This is a genomic window from Ancylobacter aquaticus (assembly GCF_004339465.1).
In the GTDB taxonomy this organism is placed as follows: Bacteria; Pseudomonadota; Alphaproteobacteria; order Rhizobiales; family Xanthobacteraceae; genus Ancylobacter; species Ancylobacter aquaticus.
The window spans coordinates 1,449,446-1,472,111 of record NZ_SMFY01000001.1 but is presented as its reverse complement, the minus strand read 5'-3'; the positions used below and the strand labels follow the sequence as shown (position 1 = coordinate 1,472,111).

The 22,666-nt window shown below is 63.5% G+C and carries 27 protein-coding genes and 1 tRNA gene; 9 read left to right on the top strand and 19 right to left on the bottom strand.

Annotated features, from left to right (window positions below; translation table 11 throughout):
• Positions 1-16: 16 nt before the first annotated feature.
• Positions 17-355: a c-type cytochrome gene (locus tag EV667_RS06710; RefSeq protein WP_425359005.1), complete on the bottom strand. Its 339-nt coding sequence runs from the start codon at positions 353-355 to the stop codon at positions 17-19.
• 68 nt (positions 356-423) lie between these two features.
• Entirely contained in the window at positions 424-1,704 is a 1,281-nt protein-coding gene (locus tag EV667_RS06705) for a PQQ-dependent sugar dehydrogenase (RefSeq protein WP_131834475.1), read from the bottom strand.
• Between the two features lie 319 nt (positions 1,705-2,023).
• Between EV667_RS06705 and EV667_RS06700 the strand changes: the two genes are divergently transcribed.
• Both EV667_RS06700 and EV667_RS06695 read left to right on the top strand, forming a co-directional pair.
• Positions 2,024-2,950 (top strand): sulfite exporter TauE/SafE family protein, encoded by a 927-nt coding sequence (locus EV667_RS06700; protein WP_131834474.1) that lies wholly within the window; start codon positions 2,024-2,026, stop codon positions 2,948-2,950.
• Positions 2,947-3,717 carry a TIGR02186 family protein gene (locus tag EV667_RS06695; protein WP_131834473.1) on the top strand — a complete coding sequence of 257 codons (771 nt, stop codon included), beginning with the start codon at positions 2,947-2,949 and terminating at the stop codon, positions 3,715-3,717. The genes EV667_RS06700 and EV667_RS06695 overlap by 4 nt, the downstream gene beginning before the upstream one ends.
• A 3-nt stretch (positions 3,718-3,720) precedes the next feature.
• On the opposite strand, the gene EV667_RS06690 is transcribed toward EV667_RS06695, so the two are convergent.
• Together EV667_RS06690 and EV667_RS06685 are read right to left on the bottom strand one after the other, a co-directional pair.
• Positions 3,721-5,139, bottom strand: a complete 1,419-nt coding sequence (locus EV667_RS06690) for an AtzE family amidohydrolase (protein WP_131834472.1) — start codon at positions 5,137-5,139, stop codon at positions 3,721-3,723.
• An 8-nt stretch (positions 5,140-5,147) separates the two neighbouring features.
• Positions 5,148-5,363, bottom strand: coding sequence for a DUF4089 domain-containing protein (locus EV667_RS06685; RefSeq protein ID WP_131834471.1), 216 nt, complete (start codon positions 5,361-5,363; stop codon positions 5,148-5,150).
• 177 nt (positions 5,364-5,540) lie between these two features.
• On the opposite strand from EV667_RS06685, the gene EV667_RS06680 reads away from it, so the two are divergent.
• A tRNA-His gene (locus tag EV667_RS06680) sits at positions 5,541-5,617 on the top strand.
• A gap of 178 nt (positions 5,618-5,795) precedes the next feature.
• Here the strand turns inward: EV667_RS06680 and EV667_RS06675 are convergent.
• Entirely contained in the window at positions 5,796-6,857 is a 1,062-nt protein-coding gene (locus EV667_RS06675) for a 3'-5' exonuclease (protein ID WP_131834470.1), read from the bottom strand.
• 2,098 nt (positions 6,858-8,955) lie between these two features.
• Positions 8,956-9,144 (bottom strand): hypothetical protein, encoded by a 189-nt coding sequence (locus EV667_RS06665; RefSeq protein WP_131834468.1) that lies wholly within the window; start codon positions 9,142-9,144, stop codon positions 8,956-8,958.
• Positions 9,145-9,311: 167 nt separating this feature from the next.
• On the opposite strand from EV667_RS06665, the gene EV667_RS22545 reads away from it, so the two are divergent.
• Entirely contained in the window at positions 9,312-9,488 is a 177-nt protein-coding gene (locus tag EV667_RS22545) for a hypothetical protein (protein ID WP_165901563.1), read from the top strand.
• 129 nt (positions 9,489-9,617) lie between these two features.
• Here EV667_RS22545 and EV667_RS06660 read toward each other — a convergent pair whose 3' ends face one another.
• From EV667_RS06660 to EV667_RS06605, 13 genes are all read right to left on the bottom strand, one after another.
• Positions 9,618-11,738 (bottom strand): tape measure protein, encoded by a 2,121-nt coding sequence (locus tag EV667_RS06660; RefSeq protein WP_131834467.1) that lies wholly within the window; start codon positions 11,736-11,738, stop codon positions 9,618-9,620.
• Positions 11,731-12,135: an HK97-gp10 family putative phage morphogenesis protein gene (locus EV667_RS06655; protein ID WP_131834466.1), complete on the bottom strand. Its 405-nt coding sequence runs from the start codon at positions 12,133-12,135 to the stop codon at positions 11,731-11,733. The genes EV667_RS06660 and EV667_RS06655 overlap by 8 nt, the downstream gene beginning before the upstream one ends.
• A 172-nt stretch (positions 12,136-12,307) precedes the next feature.
• A complete protein-coding gene (locus tag EV667_RS06650; RefSeq protein WP_131834465.1) occupies positions 12,308-12,688 on the bottom strand; it encodes a gene transfer agent family protein in 381 nt (126 codons plus the stop codon).
• A complete protein-coding gene (locus EV667_RS06645) occupies positions 12,678-12,896 on the bottom strand; it encodes a hypothetical protein (protein ID WP_131834464.1) in 219 nt (72 codons plus the stop codon). Before EV667_RS06645 ends, EV667_RS06650 begins: the two co-directional genes overlap by 11 nt.
• A gap of 94 nt (positions 12,897-12,990) precedes the next feature.
• Positions 12,991-13,230 (bottom strand): hypothetical protein, encoded by a 240-nt coding sequence (locus EV667_RS06640; RefSeq protein ID WP_131834463.1) that lies wholly within the window; start codon positions 13,228-13,230, stop codon positions 12,991-12,993.
• Complete coding sequence (locus EV667_RS06635) at positions 13,230-13,529, bottom strand: hypothetical protein (protein WP_131834462.1); 300 nt, start codon at positions 13,527-13,529, stop codon at positions 13,230-13,232. Before EV667_RS06635 ends, EV667_RS06640 begins: the two co-directional genes overlap by 1 nt.
• Positions 13,526-14,116 (bottom strand): ATP-dependent Clp protease proteolytic subunit, encoded by a 591-nt coding sequence (locus EV667_RS06630; protein WP_165901562.1) that lies wholly within the window; start codon positions 14,114-14,116, stop codon positions 13,526-13,528. Before EV667_RS06630 ends, EV667_RS06635 begins: the two co-directional genes overlap by 4 nt.
• The gene (locus EV667_RS22540) at positions 14,113-14,514 is read right to left on the bottom strand and encodes a MerR family transcriptional regulator (protein ID WP_165901561.1); all 402 of its coding nucleotides are present in this window, start codon (positions 14,512-14,514) and stop codon (positions 14,113-14,115) included. The genes EV667_RS06630 and EV667_RS22540 overlap by 4 nt, the downstream gene beginning before the upstream one ends.
• 156 nt (positions 14,515-14,670) lie before the next feature.
• On the bottom strand, positions 14,671-15,570 hold the full coding sequence (locus EV667_RS06625; protein WP_131834460.1) for a hypothetical protein: 900 nt from the start codon (positions 15,568-15,570) through the stop codon (positions 14,671-14,673).
• A 641-nt stretch (positions 15,571-16,211) separates the two neighbouring features.
• Positions 16,212-18,377: an AAA family ATPase gene (locus EV667_RS22535; protein WP_165901560.1), complete on the bottom strand. Its 2,166-nt coding sequence runs from the start codon at positions 18,375-18,377 to the stop codon at positions 16,212-16,214.
• Positions 18,355-18,606, bottom strand: a complete 252-nt coding sequence (locus EV667_RS06615; RefSeq protein WP_131834459.1) for a hypothetical protein — start codon at positions 18,604-18,606, stop codon at positions 18,355-18,357. The genes EV667_RS22535 and EV667_RS06615 overlap by 23 nt, the downstream gene beginning before the upstream one ends.
• 93 nt (positions 18,607-18,699) lie before the next feature.
• Entirely contained in the window at positions 18,700-18,900 is a 201-nt protein-coding gene (locus EV667_RS06610) for a MerR family transcriptional regulator (protein ID WP_131834458.1), read from the bottom strand.
• Positions 18,897-19,571, bottom strand: coding sequence for a hypothetical protein (locus EV667_RS06605; RefSeq protein WP_131834457.1), 675 nt, complete (start codon positions 19,569-19,571; stop codon positions 18,897-18,899). Before EV667_RS06605 ends, EV667_RS06610 begins: the two co-directional genes overlap by 4 nt.
• 206 nt (positions 19,572-19,777) lie before the next feature.
• On the opposite strand from EV667_RS06605, the gene EV667_RS06600 reads away from it, so the two are divergent.
• From EV667_RS06600 to EV667_RS06580, 5 genes are all read left to right on the top strand, one after another.
• On the top strand, positions 19,778-20,143 hold the full coding sequence (locus tag EV667_RS06600; RefSeq protein ID WP_131834456.1) for a hypothetical protein: 366 nt from the start codon (positions 19,778-19,780) through the stop codon (positions 20,141-20,143).
• Positions 20,144-20,175: 32 nt separating this feature from the next.
• Positions 20,176-20,601 carry a hypothetical protein gene (locus tag EV667_RS06595; RefSeq protein ID WP_131834455.1) on the top strand — a complete coding sequence of 142 codons (426 nt, stop codon included), beginning with the start codon at positions 20,176-20,178 and terminating at the stop codon, positions 20,599-20,601.
• 61 nt (positions 20,602-20,662) lie between these two features.
• Positions 20,663-20,899, top strand: a complete 237-nt coding sequence (locus EV667_RS06590; protein WP_245516010.1) for a hypothetical protein — start codon at positions 20,663-20,665, stop codon at positions 20,897-20,899.
• A 3-nt stretch (positions 20,900-20,902) separates the two neighbouring features.
• Entirely contained in the window at positions 20,903-21,481 is a 579-nt protein-coding gene (locus EV667_RS06585) for a hypothetical protein (protein ID WP_131834454.1), read from the top strand.
• Positions 21,481-22,623: a tyrosine-type recombinase/integrase gene (locus EV667_RS06580; RefSeq protein ID WP_131834453.1), complete on the top strand. Its 1,143-nt coding sequence runs from the start codon at positions 21,481-21,483 to the stop codon at positions 22,621-22,623. Before EV667_RS06585 ends, EV667_RS06580 begins: the two co-directional genes overlap by 1 nt.
• Positions 22,624-22,666 lie beyond the last annotated feature (43 nt).

Genomic DNA, 22,666 nt, shown 5'->3' with positions numbered 1-22,666 from the left:
TGCTCAGGGCACACGCTCAGGGCGCGCGCTCGGGCACCTGCACCGTGACCTTCATCGAGGCGTACCACGCCGAGAGATTGGCGATGTCGGCGTCGGTCAACTCCTTGGAGACCACCGTCATCATCTCGTTGACGCGGCGGCCGGCGCGGAAATCCTCCAGCGCCTTGGCCAGATAGACCTCCTGCTGGCCCGCGAGATTGGCCGCCGTGGGCATCTGGGCGATGCCGTCCGTGCCGTGGCACACGGCGCATTGGGCGGAGGCCTTGGCGCGACCGGCCTTGGCATCCTGCGCCATGGCGGGGGCGCAGCCGAGCACTGCTGCCGCAAGCAACGACACGCAGATCATCCGTTTCATTGATTGTTCCCGGCAAGAAGGGGGTGCCCCCGCGCCCGAAGGCGCAGGGACGAAGGGGCGAATTCCGCTTATTTCTCGTAAGAGATGCGGTAGATCGCGCCCGAGGTATCGTCGGCCACCAGCAGCGAGCCGTCATTGAGCTGCGCAACCGAGGCGGGACGGCCGAGATATTCCCCGTCCACCAGCCAGCCCTCGGCGAAGGGCTCGCTCTTGGCCGCGGTGCCGTCCTCGTTCAGCGAGGTGAACATCACCCGCGCGCCGACCGGGTCGGTACGGTTCCACGAGCCGTGCTGCACCGAGAAGATGCCGCCGCGATACTGCGCCGGAAACTGCTTGCCGGTGTAGAAGGTCATGCCGAGATCGGCGGCGTGGGCCTCCATCTCCACTTCCGGCTTCACCGAGTCGGCCGGCGGCGTCTGGTCCTTGTATTCGACGGTGCGGACATTGCCGCCGCCGAAATAGGGGAAGCCGAACGTCTGGCCGGCCTCGGTGGCGCGGTTCAGCTCGCCGGGCGGGATGTTGTCGCCCATGCCGTCAACCTGGTTATCGGTAAACCACAGGGTCTTGTCCTTGGGGTTGAAGTCCATGCCTACCGAATTGCGGACACCCCAGGCATAGACGTCGCGGTTCTTGCCGTCGCGATCCATCCGCACGATGCCGCCAATGCCCGCCTTCTTGTAAAGGTCGTATTTCTCCGGCGCGAACACGTTGAAGGGCTGCCCGAGCGTGATGTAGAGCTTGTCGTCCGGCCCGATGCGGCAGACGCGGGCGGTGTGGTTGTAGGATTCCTCGCTCGGCGGGATCAGTTCGCCCTGCTTCACCACCTCGAAGGCGGCGACATCCGGCCCCTCATAGAAGAACTCGGCGGCGGGGAAGAGCAGCACGCGGTTCTGCTCGGCGACGAACAGGAAACCGTCCTTGGAGAAGCATACCCCGTTGGGCAGCTTGAACTGGATGGAGGGCGCGAACACCTTCACCTCGTCGGCGACGCGGTCCTTGTCGCGGTCGGTGACGGCCCACACCTTCGACTTGCGGGTGCCGACGAAGACAGCGCCGGTGGTCGGGCCCACGGCCATCTCGCGCGCATCGGGCACGATGGCGTAGAGCGCGATCTTGAAACCATCCGGCAGCTTGATGCCCGCCAGCGTCTTGTTGAAGGCATCTGCGCGCGGGCCGGTCTGTGGGACCGTTTCCATTTCCATGGAGGCGCCGGTCTGCTGGAAGTTCGAGAGCTTCTGCATATTGTCGGTCGACTGCGCATGCGCCGAAGCCGACAACATCACCGCACCCGCGAACATGGTGGATGCGAGAAGCGCAGCGGTACGCGGACCGCGCCGGAAAATAGACATGGGTTTCCTCCTAGACATGCCGGGCCTCGTTCGGGCCCGTTGACGCGGCACGCTAGCATGCCTTACGCAAACGTTAAGTCAGCAAAGCTGGCGTTTCCGCACCTAAATCAACTTTGCGGCCAAAAAATATTACCACGTTCGATAATGTAACAGCCCACTACTACATTCAGCGAACAGTTACTGTAGGACATTATCTTTCATAATGTATTATATCACCGTCGCGTCGCCATCACGGCGACAGCCCGGTGGCCGGCGTTAAATCCTTGTTGGGCGAATCCTGCTATGGGCTGGTGACGCCCCGACGCCGCCGGATCTGCCCGTGACGATCTATCTGCCGATAGCGGAACTGCCGGTAAACATCTTCACGCTGCTCGCGCTGGGGATCGCGGTCGGTTTCATCTCGGGCATGTTCGGCGTGGGCGGCGGCTTCCTGATGACGCCGCTGCTCATCTTCCTCGGCGTGCCGCCGGCGGTGGCGGTGGCGAGCGTGTCCACGCACATGGCCGCGTCCTCCTTTTCCGGCACGCTCACCTATCTCCGGCGCAAGCTGGTGGATGTGAGGCTGGGATTGGTGCTGCTGACCGGCGGCCTCACCGGCACACTGGCCGGCGTCGTTGCCTTCATGCTGCTGCGCCGGCACGGCCAGCTCGATCTGGTCATTGCCGTCACCTATATCGTGATGCTTGGCACCATCGGCACCCTGATGGTGGCGGAGAGCCTGCGCGCGCTGCTGCGCGAATGGCGCGGCGAGAAAGCCAATGTGAGGCGCCCGGGAGCGCATCCCTGGTTTCTGCGCATGCCGTTCAAGATGCGGTTTCGGCAGTCGCGCATCTATGTGTCGGTCATCCCCGTGGTGACGATCGGCTTCGCCATCGGCTTCCTCGGCGCGCTGATGGGCATTGGCGGCGGGTTCATCCTGGTGCCGGCGCTGATCTATCTGCTGCGCGTGCCCACGCTCACCTCCATCGCCACCGCGCTGATGCTCACGCTGGTGACGATGACCGCCGCCATCCTCATGCACGCGGTGCTCAACCAGACGGTGGACGCCGTGCTGGGCCTGGTGTTGATGGTTGGCGGCACTATCGGGGCGCAGTTCGGCACCCGCGCCGGGCAGGCGCTGCCGGCGGAAAAGCTGCGCCTGCTGCTCGGCCTGCTGGTGCTCGCCGTCGGCCTTCGCGTCGCTGTCGACCAGATCCTCACCCCCGCCGATTTATACGCCGTCTCCATCGACGAGGCGGCGCGATGAGACGGCTCGCCGCGCCGCTGATGCTGCTCCTGCTCGTCCTTGCCGGCGGCGACGCGCGGAGCGCGGAGATGGTGCTGTCGCTGTCCAAGGCTCGCGTCACCATCACCTCGAACTTCACCGGCGACACGATCGTGCTGTTCGGCGTCATCGACCCCGGCGAGGCGGCAAGGCCCGCCCCGCAGGACGTCATCGTCACCGTGCGCGGGCCGAGCGAGAGCTTCACCACCTGGCGCAAGGAGCGCTTTCTCGGCATCTGGGTGAATGTCGACAGCCGCAGCTTCCTCGCCGCGCCGTCCTATCTCGCCGTGCTGGCCAGCCGCGCCCCGGAGCTGATCGCCAGCCCGGAAACGCTGCGGCGGGAGCAGGCGGGGCTGGACAATAACCGCCTGCTGCAACGCATCGGTTCCGACTATGCCGACGTGGTGCCGCAGGACCCGTTCCGGCAGGCATTTCTTCGGGTGAAGCAGGCGCAGGGGCTGTATTTCGAGCGGCCGGCAGGGGTGGAGTTCATCGCTCCGAACGTTTTCCGGGCGACCATCCCGATTCCCGGCACGGCCCCCGTCGGCGCTTATGAGGTTGTGGTGAAGACCTTTGCCGACGGCACGCCGGTGAGCCGGGGGACGCTGAGCCTGGAAGTGGCGAAGATCGATTTCGAGCAGACGGTGGCCACCGCCGCGCAGGACCACCCCTGGCTCTACGGCCTCGCCACCGCCCTCGCGGCGCTCGGTGTCGGCTTCATGGCCAATGTGGCCTTCCGGCGCGATTGAGCCCTACACCACCGGCTCGGGCGCGAAGGCGATCCCCGCCCGCTCCAGCACCCGCGCCGCCTGCAGCGCCTTGTCCTCGCGCCACGGGGCGGCGATCAGCTGCACGCCGATGGGCAGGCGCTCACCGGTCGCGATCGGCGCCGCAACCACCGGCAGGCCGATGAAGGAGATCGGCTGGGTGTAGATGCCGATATTCGGCCGCACCAGCATTTCCCGCCCGTCCAGCACGAAGGTCTTCTGGCCGCCGCGCGGTGCCGGCACCGGGGTCGAGGGCGCGATCAGCACGTCCCAGTCAGCGAAAAGCTCCAGTGCCCGTTCGCGGAACCAGCGGCGGAAAATCTGCGCCCGGGCGATCCACGTCGCCGGCAAAACCGATCCGGCGAGCAGACGCTCGCGCACCGCCGGGTCGAAATCCATGGGTCGGGAACGCAGCCGCCCCTCATGCAGAGCCGCCCCTTCCGCCATCGAAATGAGGAACGCCGCCGCCCGCGCCCGCTCGACCTCGGGAAGCTCCACGCTCGCGGTGGCGCCCAGAGCCTTTGCGGCACGGGCCACGGCCTCATAGGCCTGCGGCGTGCCCTGGCGGGCGAACCAGCCGCCGAGCACCGCGACCTTGAGATCGCCGGGCGAATCGAGGGCCGAGATGGTCGGCGCGAATGGCATGTCGGCGAGCGCGGGATCGTCGGGGTCAGGCCCCAGCAGCGCGTCATAGGTGGCGGCGAGGTCGCCGACATGGCGGGCGAAAGGGCCGAGATGGTCGAGGCTGGCGACAAAGGGAAAGCTGCGCGCGCGCGACAGCCGCCCATAGGTCGGCTTCAGCCCGAAAATGCCGCAGAACGAGGACGGCACGCGGATCGAGCCATTGGTGTCGGAGCCGAGAGCCAGCGGCACCAGCTTGCCGCCCACCGCCGAACCCGAGCCGCCCGACGAACCGCCGGACATGTGCTGCGGGTCGTGCGGGTTGCGCGAGGCGCCGTCATGCAGGTTCTCGCCGGTGAAATCATAGGCATATTCGCCCATATTGAGCCCGCCGAGGCACACCGCCCCGGCCGCGCTCATCCGCTCCACCAGCGTCGCGTCGCGCGCGGCGGGTTCCCGGTCGCGGTTGATCTTCGAGCCCGCCCGCGTCGCCAGCCCCTTGAGATCGAACAGGTTCTTCACCGCGAAAGGCACGCCCGCCAGCGGCCCGAGCGTTGCGCCACGGGCGCGGGCGACATCAATCGCGTCGGCCTCGGCCAGAGCGCGGTCACGGGTGACGTCAGTGAAGGCGTTCAGCACCGGGTCGACCGCAGTGATGCGCGCCAGCGCCGCCCGGGTGATCGCGCGGGCGCTCACCCGGCCCTCACGCACCGCCCCGGCGAGGTCGCAGGCGGGGCCGGCCAGAAGGGTTGCAGCGGTTGCCGCGTCGGTTTCGTCAGGCATGGTTGCGCTCACGGCTGGTAGACCGGTGCCGGCTCGGCCTCGTCCGGCAGCGAAAACTGCGTCACCAGCGCCGCCATCGCGACCGCCGTTTCGAGATGCATCAGCACGCGTGGGCGCAACTCCGGCTCCAGTGGCAGCCCGGCGACCTTCAGTCCAGCATCGAGAAAGGCTCCCAGAGTGGTGCTGATCTCCGCCGCGCCGTCGATTGTGTCTCCCGCCTGCATGCCGTTCCCCTGCCTTCACACCCGCACGGGCGGGCATCATACAGGAACTATGCCACACGCCGCGCGCGCCCGCCGCAGCGGGCGGGGAACCGGGTTGTCCACCCCGGTTTGCGGAAGCTTGCGCGGTGGCCTTGCAAAGCGCGGGCCGCCAAAGTAGGTTCCGCGCCGTTCTGGCACGCAGCTGTAGCTCAGTTGGTTAGAGCGCCGGTCTGTGGAACCGGAGGTCGGTGGTTCGAGCCCACCCAGCTGTACCAGAAAAATACCTATATATATCAATGGCTTAGGCTTAGTCGGGGCGAAGTTAGCGCCCCGATCTGGCGCTTTGTGCCAGTCCACCAGAATCCTTGATTTTCAACGCTTTCCCACGCGCTACCAAAAAGTCCGTGCAACGCGGATGCAACACGATTCGGGCGTATGCTCGCGGTTCATCCCCTACAGAGAGCGTGCCTTCCGGATGGTCGAGATCACTAACTGCACGGCGCGCGTTTCCTCAGGCGTTGCGCGGCCGTCGACTTTCACCAGCGCGGTGATGAGCGGGCCGAGCACGATCACCTCATCGGTCGATGACGCCACGTGCTGCGCAGCCCAAAGGGCGGCCACTTCATCGCCTGGCACGGCTAGGGCTGCCTGAAGAGCGAGGTGACGATCAACGGGTGCTGACGCGCCCTCCGGCCAAATGTGATCGAGATACTGATCGAGAATGTCGATCTGCGCTTCGGCGTTCACCTGGCCGACCTCGGCGACGTACCGCAGGATCGCGATGCCACCCCTTGCTCTTTCCATGAGCGGCGCCAGGTTCATTGCGTTCGGGGTGGGGACGGTCAGCTTGCCTTTCGATGGCTTCTTTGTGGTCCGCCTCGGTAGCGCGCCCTCCGGTCTAGCAGGCGCGGGGCGCAGGTTCGTAGGTGCTGGCCAAGCTTCGGGCAGCGCCGGTCGAAACGAATTGCCCTGCAAATGGAAATACAAGCATGCGGTCAGGAGCGCATCTTCGTAGGCGCCGTGTCGGCTGCCGGCCCTTCGCAGCCCCATCCGTCCGAGACAATCATCAAGCCGTGCAGAGCCGCTCCAGACGTCGCGGGCGCCCTCCATTGTGCAGAAGGCGTCAACCTCGATCGGTGACACCTCCGCCTTACGCAGTTCCCTTGCGACGTAGCGCATATCGAACGCCGCATTGTGCATCACCAAGACGTCGGCCCAGGCAAGCCATTCCCTGACCTCTTCCGCATCATCAGCGAACAGATCCTGAAACCGTAGCGTCCAGTCGTCCCAGCCGTGAACGGCAAGCGCGCCAGGGTGGCTGTCCTTCCGCGGATCGTAAATGCGGTGGAGGTAGCCTTGGGGCTTCTCGCCCTCGAAGCGCAGGGCGGCCAAGGAGATCATGCGGTCATATTGCTGCAGGCCGGTGGTCTCGGTGTCGAGCACGACGACACGGCGCAACCCCTCAATGACGGCGGGGGTTTCCACCCGGCCGCTCGGCGCGTTCCATAACCCCATGATACCCTCTCCCCTTAGGAGAGAATTCCACCGGCTCGCGCAAAAGTCGAGTCGGCACGGGGGTGGCGTAGCGGCGGCAATAGGCATTGAGGCATTGCTGCTAGAGACGCTGCATGCAACCGTTCGGCTCGGAGGAGGAGCGCACGCCATCCGGCGCGCCAAGGTGCGGTATGAGGAACTGCACCCGGAGACGAAACACGGTAGCCCGAGCGTAAGTCGCCAAATCGGCGACACACGTGAGAGGGCCGAAGCTCCCCGGCTCACCGCCGCTATGTCGGCAGCAACAGGCAAGTCGGAGTGGAGCGAGCCAAACTAACCCTCTAACCGCTGACTGCGGAACTCTGGGAGGGTCCGCAGCGCGAACGAAGACAACTCGTCCGGCCCCCAAATTCCCTGCATCGCCCCCTCCAAAATTGCCGAGGCGAGGAGCGAACGTATTCCGTCCGTTACAGGCTTATGGAGTGCAGCTCGGTCGCACACGGCCGTATAGACGAGATCAAGAACCGCGATTTCCTCGGGGCTGAATATGGCATCCGCTAGAGCGCTATCGAACACGGATGGATCGCCAGATTGTTGTCGGCGCTCGGTCATACGCCTGCTCCCCTCAAATGGGTTGAGCGAAAGCGCACGGAAGAACCTCCGAAACTTCCAGCCGCCGAGGTGCTAGTGTCTCACCGACGATAACAAGAGAGTACCACCCCTGACCGCATCGTCACAGGCCTAAGCGGGCTCACCATCGCCAAGATGAGCCGGGCGTCCTGGGGGCGCCTAGAGGCGGCACAGCGGGCGCTGGAGCGGGCGGCGGGGTGAGGGCTTGACGGGCGGCGCGTCCGTCGCTTTCTTACCAAGGCCGGTTTCCGCCTGCGGAAGACACCTTCCCGCCACTGGACACGCGGCGAGTATGGGTCGGGCTACATCGTGACGGACGACACCAACACCGTGCGGCTGGGCGCCGCCAAGCGCCCCTACGACGCTACGCTCGACGAGGTTCGGGAGTTCGCGGAGCGAATGTGAGTGGTGCTAAAATGAAAAGGGGATCGGTCAACCGATCCCCTTAGCCAAATTCGCCGACCGATCCCCGGCTTGTGATACTCGCCCCTTATGGGCTGGCCTCATCTGGCGCTCGCTCGGACCTGTGCAGCTTGCGCCGCACCTGATATTTATCGACCGCAAGGCGTAAGTGCGGTCGAGGTGTTTCCACCTGAAGTGTTGGAACTTTAATCCCACCCTTCGCGCTCGTCAACCGACAACGACTAAAGTGGGCTTAGTAGGCAAACAGCTCGCTCTACATGACACCCGCACTGAGTGGTTAGCAGGCTCGATACGCACGCTAAAGACGCGCCAGACGACATAAGGTCATCCACCACGATAACGCGCGCAGACCGCAAATGCTCCACTGCGCCGCAAATCGTGATCGGGGCAAAACAGTGTCGGATCTTAGTGTCTATTTCCTTCATTGAAGCGGCCGTGCCGCTCGGCATTCTTCCCCATGTATGCAGCTGCTGCTTGAACATGTGCTCATTTCGCGCATTTAAACCGCTCGGTACATTTCCATCATGCTCCTCCAACATCTCGCCGACAGTTTTCTTCCGCAAGAAATCGGGATTCAGAAACGGTATTCCGGACACCTCGGACACAAGCTGCGCAACCCGGCTCGACACCGCGTACTTTGACATGATGGGAATGACGTAATCAGCCTGCGAACTGGCTAGACATTGGGGAACGATATCCCGTGCTCTCTTGTAAGCGTGCTCCTCATGTGAGACCGAAATCGTATATTTTTTGATGCCTTTTAAGGCATATACGAGAGGACTCCCGTCGCGGTCTTTATCGCCAGTCCTGTTTCTTTGGAAAATCGCATATACAGGAAGTGAATTTAAACTATGGAGCTTCGGATTATTCGCTAACGAGGTATCAACTAAGCGCTCGTGGGTGTCGTCAAGACTGACGACTTTCGTGGCCGATATATTGATTCCCACACTGGCACCGCAGACTAAAATTACCTCCCAGACTTCTACTGCATTTCATTCATGTGTGTCTAACCCTCCTGTGCCAGCAGCGAGGAAGGCCTTAATGGCCGGCACAGGATTCTTACCCATCACGGCAGCCCCTGATACCCAGGCGGCCAAGCCTTTAGATCGCCGTCTATCGCGCCCTGCAACTGGCGATCCATCAGGATGAGAGCGCTGTTCAGGCTTTCCAACGCCACATACGCCGGCTCGCCAATCGGCACCTCGCCGCACCACACGCGCACTCGGCTGTGAAACGCCCGCAGCTCGCGCTGCATTTGCCCGGCCTCATGGGCGGATAGGCTTCTTTTGCTTCGTTGGACCATGGCGACCTCCATCAGGCAGTCATGGATCGCATGAGAACAAAAGCGGAACAAGTGGCATTCCGCGAGCGGAACGATTGGGGCCGCTTGCTCACCGTCACATGGCGGGTTAAGCCCCGCCCATGACCGACAAACTCCAAGCCCTCCGTGCCCGACTGCTGACAGCGCAACGCACATTGATTGTGGCCGCTGCTGAGGCGGGAGCCACGCCGCCCGACAACGCGCTACGAAAGATCGGCGACATTGAGGTGGCGCTTGCCGCGGTTGAGGCGATGATCGACGAAGCGTCGAAGGGCTAGCCGGCCGGGTCGCAAGGAATCTTCCCCAAAGTCACTCATCTGGGTTATAGCAGTCCGCCTGACCATATCTTTGCCCGAGCCTTGGTCGGGTGGCCGGGCGCGGTTGCGGGCGCGCCCGGTAGGTGCCGTTTACGCCAGGTCGCTCCTGCGCAAGCCCCATTGACGCTTCAATACTTGTGACCCTCGGCTCCCGTCCGTCATCTGGTTGACCACCACGTCCTCCATCATGCGGATGAGGACTTTCTGGTCGAAACCGCCGTCGGCGCGCCGTGTCGGCTGAGACGTAGTGACCTTCGCGTCAGACTGGTTGATGATCTGCAGGTTGAGTTGCGGAGCCGCGCCACCCACCGACCCACCACCCGACCGAGCCGGCATGCGGGGCAGCGTGGGCGCGACGAACCCGCCCGCCGCCATCATGCCGACGGTGCCGCTGTTGATGGCCTCGAGCAGCGCGGCGTGCTTCTTGGCTTGGCTGGCCCGCACCACGTACTCGCCGTTGGACAGCATCATGGGGACGCTATCCGACGTTCCGCTACCGGGGCCACGAATGCGGCCACCAGTCGCCGCGTGGCCGATGCCGCCGGAGCCGCTAACGGAGCCGCCGAAGGCAGAGGCAATTGCAGCGCCGATGCCGCCGCCCCCGCTACTGGGGAAGATGGAGTTCAGCGCAATGTCGAGCAACTTGTCCGCGACCTTCGCCAGGGCGCCCTCCAGGGCAGCCGCCGCCGACACGCCGCGCTGTATGTCGCTGATGAACCCGCCAAGAACATCCCGGCCGATGTCGTTGAACTCGGCCGCCGATTCCTGGACCTTCCCCTGCGCCTCTGCGAGGTGTGCGGCGGCGACCGACGCATCGGCGTAGGACGTCGCCAGGGCCTCGATCTGCGCTTCCAGCTGCGGCGTGACGGTCAGCCCTGCCTCATGGGCGGCCTGAAGTAGGTCATACTCAGCCCGCGCTTTTTCGACCGCAAAGCCATAATCGTTCACCAGCGGATTGAGCCCGGCCTGCGCCTCGGTCTCCGCTTGGATGGCGCCAGTGCGCTCCGTGATGGCCGCAGTAAGCCGCTCGTAGGAGTTGATCCGCTCTTTCGTCGCCTTCTCGTCGTCTACCGGCGCGTCCTTGATCGAGACCGTTTCAATGCCCGTTTGCGCCATAGTAGCGCCGCCTCGGCGGGATGAACCGGCGGACTTCTTTTCCGAGCCCGGCGGCACGTAGGTGATGCCGACCTTTGCGAGCCCCTCGGGGCTGTAGTCGCCACCAAGGAACTCGCCGAGCTTCCGCCACACCGGCATGTTGCCGACTTCTGACAGATAGTCTCGCAGGCTCTTGAACCCCGCCACAGCACGATCGATGAGGCCGGGCATCTTCTCGATCGCAGATGCCACCCCGTCAAGATTTCCCGCGGCGTTTCTGCTCGCGCCCGTCGTCTCGTCGAGCTTCCCGATCAACAGCACGAAGGCGTTGTTGATGCGCGACACCGCCTGGTCGGTGGTGCCGGCGGCCTTCGCTGCCTGGACCGCCAAGCCGCCCGTTCCTGCATTGAAGGCGTCGAAGAAGGTCTTGTTAGAGACCGAGCCGGCGAGAACAAGCGTTCGCAGCTTGGAGACGGACCCACCGGCTTCCTCGAGACCATTGGCAACGGCCTGGAGGATGGGCCGGGCGCCCTCATTAATAGAATTGAACTCCTCTGCTCGCACAACAGACGAGCCAAGGGCCTGCGAAAGCTGCAACAGGGCACCCGAAGCTGCCTCGGCATTGGTGCCGCCCACGCGCAGCGCCAAGGATATACCGTCGGTGAACTTGATAAGGTCATCCGACGATGCGCCTAGCTCGGTTTGGGACTGCGAAAGCCGGCTATAAAGCGTCACCAGCGGTTCGATCGCGGTGCCGTTGCGCTGGGCGATCTCGAATAGTTGCTGGAATGTGCCGGTGAGCGCCTGCCCCTCCAGGCCGGCGACCTTGAGGGTATTTTGCAGGTTCACATACGCTGCGGCGGCCTGGCCGATCTCGCGGGCGCCAAGCGAGGCCAGCAGGCCGGCGGCAGCGGTGCGGCCGAACGATGCCAATGAGGACCCCGCGCCTTTGCCCATGGCGGCAAATCGGCTTTCCACCGCCTTGGTGGCACGCTCGGAGCTTCGCGAGATCTTCGCCATGGAAGCGTCAGCAGCAGACTGCGCCTTCTGAAGCTGCCGCTCGAAATCCCGGATGCGCAGTTCCATCCGCGCATAAAGCGCGGGTTCGTTAGCCATTAATTGATTCCTTAATCGCCTGGTTCACCGCGCGGCGCCGGCGGCTGATAAATCGCTTTTTCAACAGTCGGTACGTCGGCCAGAAATAGGGGTTGGCCTGCATATCGCTCCGGCCGAACTCCTGCGCGCGGGCATAATCATAGGGACCGTTCGCCCCGTCTCGCGTCGTCGTCGGGCCGCCGGCACGCACGATTTGGCCACCCGTGTCGCTCTCTTCGTTCCGGATCGATTGCCGCAAGAAGGACCCGCCATCCGGATCGGACGGCGCCGCTGATTTCGCGGCATCCACCCATTCTTGCGCGTTGATCTTCAGCGCTTCATCGCCGCGTTTTGCCACGGCGGGCGCGACCTTGCGCAGCGCCCGCCGGAGCTCGTCCGTCGACCAGTTCTTGGCCATTACTCGCTCAAAGCCCAGTTTAGGAACTCTTCAGTAGGCGGCTCGCTGCCGCTTTCTGTATGGGCGTCGGCCCATCCGTCGACTGCGGCCCCGAACTCCCACAGGGACAAGTCGCGAATTTGCGCCGGCCCAAGCCCCATGGCCGTGCCGGCGCCGAATATGCGGCGGAACCTCAACCGGCCGTTGGGGAGATCGTCGAGGCGATCTCCGGTTCCGCCGCTGCGACGTTTCCCGAGTCGTCCTCCGGCGCACCGTACAGGGCCGCCATGAGCACCATCATCGCCGTCGGGACGTTCTCGGTCCATGGCCGGTCTTCGACATAAGTGCGGACCTTCTTAAGGGCGTCTACGGGAGGCATGCCGCCGCCCATAAGGCCGAGCCGGATGGTGTTGGTGATGTCCTCGATGCGCCAGGAGCCGGTGCGAAGGCGCTCGAAAAGCACCAGCGGGCCGGCGTTGGTTTTGTCCTGCAGTTCGGCAAGCTGGCCGATGGCCAGGCGGAAGACATGGGTGCCATCCGCCCAGTCCAATTCGATGCGCGCGTCAGTGGCCATTGAGCTCTCCTGCTATCGCCGCGCGAACGGCAACAAGCCCGGTGAACCCGGCCTGCTCGGCGCCAAGGGCGCGGCTCATCACGATCATCCCGCCGTGAACAAGCGCCTCGCCAATCGAGGCCATGTCGTAGCCGCTAGCCTCGGCGGCGATTGCGAAGGCGGCCACGGCGTCCTGCGCCGCGGAATGCGCGGCTTCATCTGTGGTCATATGACCCCCAACTTTTGAATTGCGGATATGTGCGCGATTGACCCCTGCCGTTCCTCCGGTCGAAGGCGATCTAAACCGGGGAAGTCCCCCCCGGTCACCGGCGGGCAGCCTCGCGGACGAACTCGCGGATCTCGCCGGTCAGGCGAGGCATCTCGGCGTCGACGCCGTTCATGGCGAGGCCGAAGAAGGCGGCGGCCTGCGTCTCCGCATCCGCTGGCGATGCCCCCTGGGCGATCAACTCGGCCTCGGCCCCTTCAGATCCAGCGTGCGTCCGATCGCGCAGCTGACGGCGGACTTTCTCGGCCAGCGCCACCACAATTTCATTCTCATTCATCACGCTACCCTCCCATCTCGGCCACGTTGCGCGACCAATGCCCACGCATCACAGTCTCCCGGCTTCTCGGCGGGAGACGTCGCCTTCAGCGCGACCCAGGAACTTCCCTCGCTGGTCACGACGCTGCCGCGTCGATAGTCGACGGCCCGCTGCCAAACGCCCAAGAACCTCAGGCCAGACGCCTCTACCTCGGCGAGGCGCTTTTCAAGGGCGTCGATGCGATCGAGCGCTTCCCGCTGGACGTATTCCTTGACTGTGGCGGCGACCACGTCGCTGAATGCTTTCGTGTCCAAAGTCATTTTATGTCCCTGATCTCGTGAATAACTCGGTTGTCAAGGCACCAGACCAATGAGCTGCTGTCCTCGGACTGCATCTCGGTCTCGAACGCCTCGCCGGGCGTGCCGGTTCTGATTGCCAATAACCTGGCCATTTCGGTGTCCAGCCAGTTGAGAAAGTCAGCGGACGCGGCATGCATGTCGGCCGTCCACCGAAGTCCAGGTTCGGGCTCGCCGGCGGCGCGGTGCAAAGTGATGCGGGCGCCGGGGACGGCGCATCGATGGTCGGCCGCCATCGCTATGAGCAACGCGGCGGACTCCGCGTTGCGGATAACGGCCGTCTTGGTGATGGCGGGATAGCTGATGATCGCCGCGTAGATATCGATCGCCGCACCGGGCTGCCCGCCGCAGGAATCGATATCGATGTGCAGTTCAGCAGCGAACTGTGCTGCCTCGAGGGCGGCATACACACGGTCGCGGGTGCTGGTGTCGATCTCGCCATGGATCGCCAGCAACACGTCTTGCGGGCCACCTCTGCCTTCCGAACGCGCTAACTCTGCTTCAGCCCGAGATAGCGGCTGATCGTCGGTGCCGATATCCAGACCGATCACCGCCGCAACCCTGCGATGCGCGCGTCGACTTCGGCCCACAGCGGCGCCAAGGGCACCACGATCCGCACCTTCTCCAGGTATGGACGGACGTATTCGGGCGGGACCACAACTGGAGCGTGGTCCGGGCTTGCGCTGCAGACGGCGACCGCGTCCTTGCCCCCGGCCTGGCGAACTATTGCTGCCGCTTCTCGAGCCGCACGATTGGGCGCCTGCCCGTGGCGCACGAGTTCCCGCATTACGGCTAGGCCGCGGACCTCATCAAGATTGAAGCGCACTCGTCGATTGAAAAGCCGGGTGCCGAACCCGACGGCGGAGCGCTTCAACCAACTTCTGATGTGGCTGACAGGCAGCCCGACGACGTGCGCGACGTCGTCCACCGTCAAGGCGACGTTCGTCATTCTGGGACCCATGTCCAATTTCGAGAGAAAAGAAATCCCCGCGCTGCCGGTACATCCGCGGTCAACGAGGGGAAGAGACCGGCCGAAGCCAGGCTGTAGTGGAGGGCGCTGCGAGGAGCCCTTCATTACTATTCCGGCCCAGGTGCCAGAAAGGGACTAGGCGGCCTGCAGCATTTCCCGCAGACGTTCTGCAGCGGCTCGCAGCATCACCTTTCCTTCGCGTTGTGCGTGCTTGCCGGTGAGTCCGACCAATTCGCCGATGTCGGCGAGGTTCTGTGCCTCGAGCGCTGTGTCGAGCACAGCCACGTCATTTGCGCCCAGTTGCTGCCGAAGTCGTCCGGCCAGCCTCTCGGCGTCGATCCGGTCCTCGATGCTGATGGACGGCGATGCTGATGCCGGGTCAATCTTGCCGTCAACCGAGCCATGCCACGACGTGTGACGGTCGCGCACCGCGAACGGGCCACAATGGGTAAGCGCGCCACGCGGCACCGGGATCTCCCCAGCACGGATCACCCCGCCCGCGGCCCGCACCATGCCGCGCTCGTGCGTCTCGCCATTACCGAACCGCAGCGCCCCCATGCGGGCCAGAGGGGCGCAGGGCGTGCCGCCGATAACGGCAGGCTCCATACCGGGGTGGACGTCCATGTCTCCGCCAACGGGCACGGCTGGGCCGCCGAACTCGCTATGCGCAATCTCCACGTCGCCCATTGCCCGGACAAGCTCTTCCGGCCGGGGGCGCATCTCCATCTGGGAGTCTACCGAGGGCGCCGGCAGGGTTTCCCGCCATTCATCTTCATAGGCGTCGAAGGGCTCTTCGGCAGCATTGTCGTTCGCGGCTGACGCCAACCAGTTCGTAGTGAGCGGCACGGATGGTGAGTGCAGATCCCGCCAGGCCCGGAGCGCTGGCACTACGTCGGCTAGGTCCGGGTGACGGCCCTTGCCCGGCCTGTCGCGGGGGATGAGTTCGGAGTCGTTCGCTGGCGCTCGCAGGTGCCAGTGACCAACGATGGCGCGATGCAGCGCTGGGCACCGGCAGGTGCTGCCGTCCAGGTTCATATGCCAAGCCCTCTGGATCCGGCACCGCGCCATGACCTTCTACTGGCCAAATAGGCGCGGGCACCGGTCGGTGGGCGGAATATGATCGGAGGCGCCGAGTTGTCCTAAGTCGCGGCACTGGCCGCCAGTGCCCTCGCGCCCTTCAACTCGAGGACAGCGGTCGGCTTCCTCGGTCGAGCCATTTTGGAATTCCGAATTTTGCGGATGTGAAACTTTTCTTACCCCGCCGGTCCGGGGTCAAAGCGCCCTAGGGAACCGACCCACCCCCCTGTGGGTGGGGGGGGGCGTCGAGGTCCCCTGGCGCCTTCGGCCGCAGGAACGGCGGGGGTCATTCACGCGCGACCCCGCGAGTTTCGGACTTATTTTTTAGGGGTGCCCGTGAGCGTAGCACGCGCCACAATAACATGCTGCGCTACGGGGTTAAATCATTGATATAACTATATAATTGTTACTCCGTAGCGTTTTGATGCCCCCTAGTAAAGGTAAGCTACGCTACGACTTGATTTTCGACCCTTGCGGCAGAGAGGGGATGAAATCCCCCCTCTCGCCGCGTTGCATGGGTTTTTACTGCTGCACATCTCGCGCGCTACGGCTATAGTGCATTGATATTGAAGGGTTATTCTCTGTACCCGTAGTGTGTTCTATGCCGCGCTACGGCTGGAGCCGCTACGGTTCTTGCCCCGAGGCGCCCTGCCTCTCCGGTTGGATACCACGGTCTCGGCGAGGCGCTCGCCGGATTTGCGCATGTGGACGCGCTCGGCAATGGGGCCGGCCACCTCCACACCCTTCCGCGTAAGTTTCCAGACACGCGCGGCGTATTGGACCAAATCCTGGCGCTTGAGGCGATCGGTAGCGTTGGCGGCGCGCTGCTTGTCGCCCTTCCCATCTTCCGAGTACCAGCCGAGGTCCGCGGCGAAATCCGAGAGCGAGCGATTGCCGTTGGCGCGTATGGCCAGCAAGATCTCATCGTCGTCTCGGTTGCCGGCATCCGCACGTTGCGCAACTTCCTCCTCGCCAACGGGAGAGGCAAGGACGGTCGGAATGTCGCGCCCTCGGCTATCTACGAGCCCCGGCGCCGTCACCTGCTTCATGTCGAAGAGCAACGGTTTGAAGTCCGGCCCGCGATGCTTCCCGAGCCAGTGTAGGGACGATGCGTCGCCGCGCTTGGCGAGAGTGAGGTTGCCGTCAAGCTCGTTCAAGAAGGCGCCGCCCCCTCGAGGAAGTAGAGTGTCCGCAGTCGCGTTCTTTACCGGATGTGATGCCGCCAGCACCGCAGGCCGCGGCGGGAGCAGCGCGAGGTCGCGGAGCAGGCGGGCATACCTGCCCATCTCCACGTTTGAATTTTCGTCGGTGCCCAGAAAGTATGCCGCGGTGGTATCAACCACGATCAACCCGACGCCGCCCAGGCGGTCGGCCTCCGCGCGGATGTGGTCAAGAAACTGGTCGATATCGAACACCCCGCGAATGAAGTGCACGTCCAGGTCGTCGGCATCGAGGCCGAGCGCGTGGCATAGGCCAATCCACCGCATGGTGACGTCGTCGGGATTCTCACCGGCAAAGTAGAAGACCCGTCCGGCCTTAGTCTCACGGCCGGCGAAGGGCATCCCTTGGGCTACGCAGGCGGACAACAGGAGCGCCACCGCCGTCTTACCGGCGCCGGTCTGGCCTGTGAGTGAGTACAGGAACCCCGACTGCATGATGCCGTCCAGCAGATAATCTGGCGGACGGAATCCACGCACGAAATCGCCCGATGAAATGAACAGAGGTGGCTTGCGCGAGACCTCCGCAGACTGCGGCTCGTTATCGTTCGCTGCTTTCGCCTTGAGGTTCGCCGCCATGGCTTCTCCAGCCTCTCGCGCCTGGGCATGCGGCTCGCCGAACCGTCCCCACATCCGCGCAAAGTCCGTCCTCGCGCGCACGTCGCTGGCGTATCGCTGTAGCCAGTCCCCGCTTGCCGACAGGAACAGCGCGGCCGCCACCTCTGCCGGATGGCCGTCAAAGGCCAACTTCTCGACGACACGCGCGGCATGAGCGGATCGATCTCCGACGTCGCAAGCGGCAAGCAGAAGAGCAGCGTCGGGCGACACCTCGATGCCGTCCACCTCCGGAAGGTCGTCCAGTGTTACGGGGGCCGCATCGCCGGGGGTGTCATGCCCTCCGACAGCAATCGCCAGAGCCGCCGGGTCCGTGAGGGTGCCGTCCCAGGGTTCAGCGACCGTCACAGGAGCGGGCTCGGCGCTGCGGCCCCGCGCCAACTTGGTTGCGTTCGGCCAGTTCAGCGTGCCCGGCACCCGCCAGACATGAGCGATATCCGCCGTTCCATGGTCGGAGCCTGTGGCCGTCTTCAGGCCCCGCGCAACGGCCTTGGCGACTGCAGGCGCCACAGGTCGGTCGAACGTCCACATCGGCTGCAGATTGCCGGGGGAGGTCTCGATGACGAGATTAGGGGGCAGCGGGTACGGGCCGGCGGCCTTGCCAGTGTCGGCGTCCATGTCGGCGACAAGTCCGAGGACGGCGACAATGTCGGCCTCTGTGCCCCGAAGGCCACGCTTGAGGCCGCTGCGCATTACCTGCAATCCGACATAGACATTGGCGCCGACGGTGCCCTGGTGGGCCTCTATCGCCGCTACCATGCCCCCCACATCGCCGACGCGGTGATGGGTTATGATGCCCTTGTCGTGCGACAGGCTCGCGTTGAATACCGACACGACAAGAACCCCGTCGACGCCCTGCGCGAGGCGGTGCAGCATTTCGACGTGGGTGCGGACGGGAGAGGTGGGAAGGTCAGGCTGCGTCGCGGTCAGCATGGCTATTGCCCTCAATCGCCGGAAGCGCGGCGCGCGTGATGGATTCTGCGAATTCAATGCCGAAACTGACCGTCGCCTTGCGGCCGCGCTCGGACGGGAAGGCCCTAAGCGAGCCATCTGCGGCCCGTCTGATGACGACGTCATAAATGCGGAGGCCGGCGACTTCGATATCGACATGGGCCAACACTGCCGATCCCGGCGGGCCGGGACGGATGGAGAGGATGCGCACGGGCGCCTCCTGTGTGTGGGTGGTGGGGAAGCTGGGGCCGACTACGCGGCGGGGGGCCGGAGCTAAGGCTCGGGCCCCGGGAGAGGTGGAGCGCTAGGCCGCTTTCCTCTCTTGCTCGGATATCCATGACAGCAAGGTCGAGCGCCGAGCGCAGATGATTGCCCCCAGGCGGAATGTCGGCAACTTCTGGCGGCTCGCCGCGTGGTAGATTGCGCGTTTGTCGAGACCTAGGAAGGCTGCAATCTCATCTGCACCGCGCAATATATCGGCGGCGACAGGCTGGTTGTCGTTCATGGATCTCCCCTCAGGAGGTTGCCGATCGTTTTGATGGTCCTATCCGTGAAAATGTGCTCATGCCTCAGATCATAACCCTGAGACTCACTCACATCCGAATTAACGTAGAAATGATTGATTTTTCTTTCAAATTCAGCCTTGTACTCAAAATCAATATTATTTGTTGGCTTAAACACAATTCTATAAGTCTCTATCCGAGCCCTAAAGTAGGGATTTGATAGACGAAATAAGAATGAAACCACGGTCTCTAAGTTTTCCTCATCATTTTTTTCTTCATCTAAAGCAATTTTTAAACCATCATTGCCTGCAATAATCTCACCTTTAACGTATGACTGTATTATTGCTTCCAAAAAATCTACAAAACTGTGATCTTCTGGAAGGTCTATCAAATGCGATGAGGGAAAGGCGTCAGCTATCGACCCTAGAGGCACGCGCCTGCACGCCTGATGGCGCAAAACAACCTCCACAGAGTCTTTAACTGGAGCATCACTCGCCGCCGCAATCAACAGATGAGCAGCGTCGCGGCTGGTCATCTGAGCCGCACCCGTCCCCCTCCCCCCAACCGTGCGCAATCCGGCCTTCGCCAAGTTGCGGTCGTGAGTGATGACGGTGGTTTCTGGGATGCCGAATGTCGCGGCAACGGCTCCAACTAACTGCGCAGGCGTGGCCATCTCTACTCCTCTGAGGCTCCCTCCTTTCTACAAGCCAAGTTCGATTTCGTAAATAATCCGATTTCATACCGACGTCAACGATATATCGGATAAAATCTGAAATCTTTTCGTATTTCATCCGATATCAGTTGACGGCCGCAAGATTTCGGATATTTTCTGATTACGCCAATCAGAACCCGCCGGGGCGCCGGCAAGGAGGAGAGAGCATGAGCGACACGGAAATCAGCGGCCGCGATTGGTTCGTCGAAGGCAAGGCGCTTACCTACGCCATTGCCTACATCCAGAGCCTCCCGAAGGAGCGGCAGGAATGGAGCGATATGCAGGACATGATCCGCATCCTGCGAGCCAAGGTGTCGCCCGAGACACTGGCCTTGATGGCTTACGATGTGGAGATCCACGCCGGACGACGGGTGAATCTCCGTGTCGAGGAGACCTCGCGCGAGGTCATCCAGTTCGACTTCATCTTCGACCAGAACCACATCAAACTGCACGAGATGCGCGACCATCACTGTGGTCACCAGTCGGGATACGTCAGCTTGAAGCCGGACTCCACCCCGGCCGCTACCGCCTGACAGCTTGAACTGACGCAAGAGGAAATATGCACATGACGACACGAGAAGAAGCCGCCGAGGCTCTAGCGGGACAGTTTTCGGACACAGCGGACTGGCGGCGCCGCGTTGCTGAGGAGCACGATTCCTCCGCCAATAAACAAGCAGCGGAATTGCTTGAGCGCCTGCAGGCCATGGCTGAAGCGCCGGACTCCATTCCGGTCAATGCTCTCGATGCACTCGCATCAACGTATGATGAGGGTGAGCCCTACACTCTGTCGGAAGCGACCTCCGAGATCATGCGGGCAATTGGCTTTCGCTCTTTCCCCAACAGTCCGCAGCGCGTGATCGATGACCTTCTGCACGCTCTGATGCCGAACGTGTCGACGCAAGCCGCAATCTATCTGATCTCGCGGAAGGAAGCTGCCCGCGCAGTCGCCGAGCAGGCCCGCATGGCCGAAGGCCGCCCGGCCAACATCTAACTCTCGTTCTAGCCGGGCTTCGGCTCGGACGCCTCTTTTCTCAACATCGATGGAGACCATCATGACGATCACACGATCGGCAGCCGGGATCGGCTTGCCTGCGAATGACCCCATCCCCGCCACCCGCGCCACAAACGACGAGCTCCGCGACGCCCTCGAGCGCCAGGTCGCGGCGAAGTTCTGCAGCATGCTTCCGCCGGATGATGAAGCGGCGCGCCGCATCCTCGCGCATGCCGGCGTCTTCCTCTCGCGGTTCACGTCGATCGCGGCCGTCCGCGCCGTCTCGGCGGAGGGTTGAGCAATGAACCTCCGCACGCCCACCGACGTCGATCGCGCCATCGCCGCCGCACGCCACCTCCACGACCTGCGTGCCGGACAGACCGGCACAGCGCCGGCACGGCGGCCTTCGAACCCCGATCGGCCGGCTGACAAAGCCCCGGTGGAGTTCGAGGCAACCGACGACGACAGAACTATCAGCACCCGCATGACGGCCTTCAGGGCGCTCATGACCGGCGAGGACTTCGCCGCAGCGGATGCTGCCGGCCTCGCAATCCTCGCGATGCCTGTTGGCTCTCTGAGCGATCTGGCAGCGAAACATGAGGTGATGATGCACGCCTACATCGACGAATTACCGGACGAGTACCGCCAGCTGTTTCGGCAGTTCGGTGCGGAGATCAAGGCCGTCAGGCCTGCAACCTCCGCTTTGCCCGGCATGGCGGGGCGCGTGCGATCGACGATCCGGCTGGCCAAACTGGCGCTGGATGAGGGGGAGTCTCGCGGTGACGAGTGGAACCTCCTGGACGACGCGCTCGACATCGCGCTGACGGAGGCGGAAGCGCTTGAGGATCTCGCCTTCGCGGTTGATGAGGGAAAGGCCTGATGGCGACCATCCGCAAACGTACGCTGCCTTCCGGCAAGACCTGCTGGCAAGCGGACTATGTGGACGGCGGTGGCAAGCGACGCCACCGTCAGTTCACGACGAAGAAGGAAGCCGATTCTTTCCTGGTGCATGCGCGAGGAGAGGTCTCGCGTGGCATCCACACGGCGGAGTCGGCAAGCGTCACGCTCGCCGATGCGGGTGAGCGCTGGCTGGCCAAGTGTGCAGAGGTCGGGCTTGAGCAGATGACGATCGAGCGCTACCGCTCGACGTATGAGCATCACGTCAAGCCCAGGCTTGGCAAGACGAAGCTATCGAAGATTGGAGCGCCGATGATTCAGTCGGCCGTGGATGAGGTGGCAGCGATCTTGTCGCGCTCGTCGGCACGGAAAGCTCTTTCCTGCATCACCTCCATCTTCGCCCAGGCCATGCGTGACGGTCGTGCATCCCACAACCCCGCGCGGGAGGTGAAGCTGCCGCATGCTCGCCGAAGCGGCCCGCATATCGATATGCCGACCAAGGCGGAACTGGCCGCGATCCTCAAGCACACCCCAGCCCGCTGGAAGCCCTTCATCCGCACCGCCATGCTCACGGGTATGCGAAGCAGTGAACTGCGCGGGCTGCTTTGGTCGGATGTGAATCTCGACGCGGGCATGATCCACGTTCGGCGCCGTGTCGACCGGAAGGGCTCCTTTGGCCCGCCCAAGTCGAAAGCCGGCACGCGTGACATTCCGCTATCGCAGACCAGCGTCACCGGGCTCAAGGCGTGGAAACTTCAATGCCCAAACGGCGCTCTCGGGTTGGTCTTCCCGAACGCCTCCGGCCGCATCGAGGAACACACGAATATCCTCAACCGCGTGTTCTGGCCGGCGCAGATCAAGGCTGGCGTGACAGTGATGCGCGACGCTCTCGGCGAGGACGGCAATTCGATTCAGGTTCCCGATGCGAAGTTCAGCCTGCATGCCCTCCGGCACGCTGCTGCGGCGCTATTCATCGAACAGGGCTTTCCGCCGAAGAAGGTGCAGGCGCTCATGGGCCATTCGTCGATCCAGATGACGTTCGATCTCTATGGCTATCTGTTCCCATCGGACGATGACGATCGAAACGCCATGGCCCAGATTGAGGCCCGGCTGCTCTCCGAGTGACACCCGCTACAGCACTTTTCCACGGGCTCCATGCAACATAGTT

Bases quoted from the DNA above. Each gene is read 5' to 3' on its own strand.
- EV667_RS22535 (WP_165901560.1), bottom strand. From the start codon at position 18,377: ATGCTGACCGCGACGCAGCCTGACCTTCCCACCTCTCCCGTCCGCACC.
- EV667_RS06605 (WP_131834457.1), bottom strand. From the start codon at position 19,571: ATGGCCACGCCTGCGCAGTTAGTTGGAGCCGTTGCCGCGACATTCGGC.
- EV667_RS22540 (WP_165901561.1), bottom strand. From the start codon at position 14,514: ATGACGAACGTCGCCTTGACGGTGGACGACGTCGCGCACGTCGTCGGG.
- EV667_RS06580 (WP_131834453.1), top strand. From the start codon at position 21,481: ATGGCGACCATCCGCAAACGTACGCTGCCTTCCGGCAAGACCTGCTGG.
- EV667_RS06660 (WP_131834467.1), bottom strand. From the start codon at position 11,738: ATGGCTAACGAACCCGCGCTTTATGCGCGGATGGAACTGCGCATCCGG.
- EV667_RS06710 (WP_425359005.1), bottom strand. From the start codon at position 355: ATGAAACGGATGATCTGCGTGTCGTTGCTTGCGGCAGCAGTGCTCGGC.
- EV667_RS06675 (WP_131834470.1), bottom strand. From the start codon at position 6,857: ATGGGGTTATGGAACGCGCCGAGCGGCCGGGTGGAAACCCCCGCCGTC.
- EV667_RS06685 (WP_131834471.1), bottom strand. From the start codon at position 5,363: ATGCAGGCGGGAGACACAATCGACGGCGCGGCGGAGATCAGCACCACT.
- EV667_RS06610 (WP_131834458.1), bottom strand. From the start codon at position 18,900: ATGAACGACAACCAGCCTGTCGCCGCCGATATATTGCGCGGTGCAGAT.
- EV667_RS06650 (WP_131834465.1), bottom strand. From the start codon at position 12,688: ATGGCCACTGACGCGCGCATCGAATTGGACTGGGCGGATGGCACCCAT.
- EV667_RS06645 (WP_131834464.1), bottom strand. From the start codon at position 12,896: ATGACCACAGATGAAGCCGCGCATTCCGCGGCGCAGGACGCCGTGGCC.
- EV667_RS06690 (WP_131834472.1), bottom strand. From the start codon at position 5,139: ATGCCTGACGAAACCGACGCGGCAACCGCTGCAACCCTTCTGGCCGGC.
- EV667_RS06705 (WP_131834475.1), bottom strand. From the start codon at position 1,704: ATGTCTATTTTCCGGCGCGGTCCGCGTACCGCTGCGCTTCTCGCATCC.
- EV667_RS06590 (WP_245516010.1), top strand. From the start codon at position 20,663: ATGACGATCACACGATCGGCAGCCGGGATCGGCTTGCCTGCGAATGAC.
- EV667_RS06600 (WP_131834456.1), top strand. From the start codon at position 19,778: ATGAGCGACACGGAAATCAGCGGCCGCGATTGGTTCGTCGAAGGCAAG.
- EV667_RS22545 (WP_165901563.1), top strand. From the start codon at position 9,312: ATGACCGACAAACTCCAAGCCCTCCGTGCCCGACTGCTGACAGCGCAA.
- EV667_RS06635 (WP_131834462.1), bottom strand. From the start codon at position 13,529: ATGACTTTGGACACGAAAGCATTCAGCGACGTGGTCGCCGCCACAGTC.
- EV667_RS06595 (WP_131834455.1), top strand. From the start codon at position 20,176: ATGACGACACGAGAAGAAGCCGCCGAGGCTCTAGCGGGACAGTTTTCG.
- EV667_RS06640 (WP_131834463.1), bottom strand. From the start codon at position 13,230: ATGAATGAGAATGAAATTGTGGTGGCGCTGGCCGAGAAAGTCCGCCGT.
- EV667_RS06625 (WP_131834460.1), bottom strand. From the start codon at position 15,570: ATGAACCTGGACGGCAGCACCTGCCGGTGCCCAGCGCTGCATCGCGCC.
- EV667_RS06585 (WP_131834454.1), top strand. From the start codon at position 20,903: ATGAACCTCCGCACGCCCACCGACGTCGATCGCGCCATCGCCGCCGCA.
- EV667_RS06695 (WP_131834473.1), top strand. From the start codon at position 2,947: ATGAGACGGCTCGCCGCGCCGCTGATGCTGCTCCTGCTCGTCCTTGCC.
- EV667_RS06655 (WP_131834466.1), bottom strand. From the start codon at position 12,135: ATGGCCAAGAACTGGTCGACGGACGAGCTCCGGCGGGCGCTGCGCAAG.
- EV667_RS06665 (WP_131834468.1), bottom strand. From the start codon at position 9,144: ATGCAGCGCGAGCTGCGGGCGTTTCACAGCCGAGTGCGCGTGTGGTGC.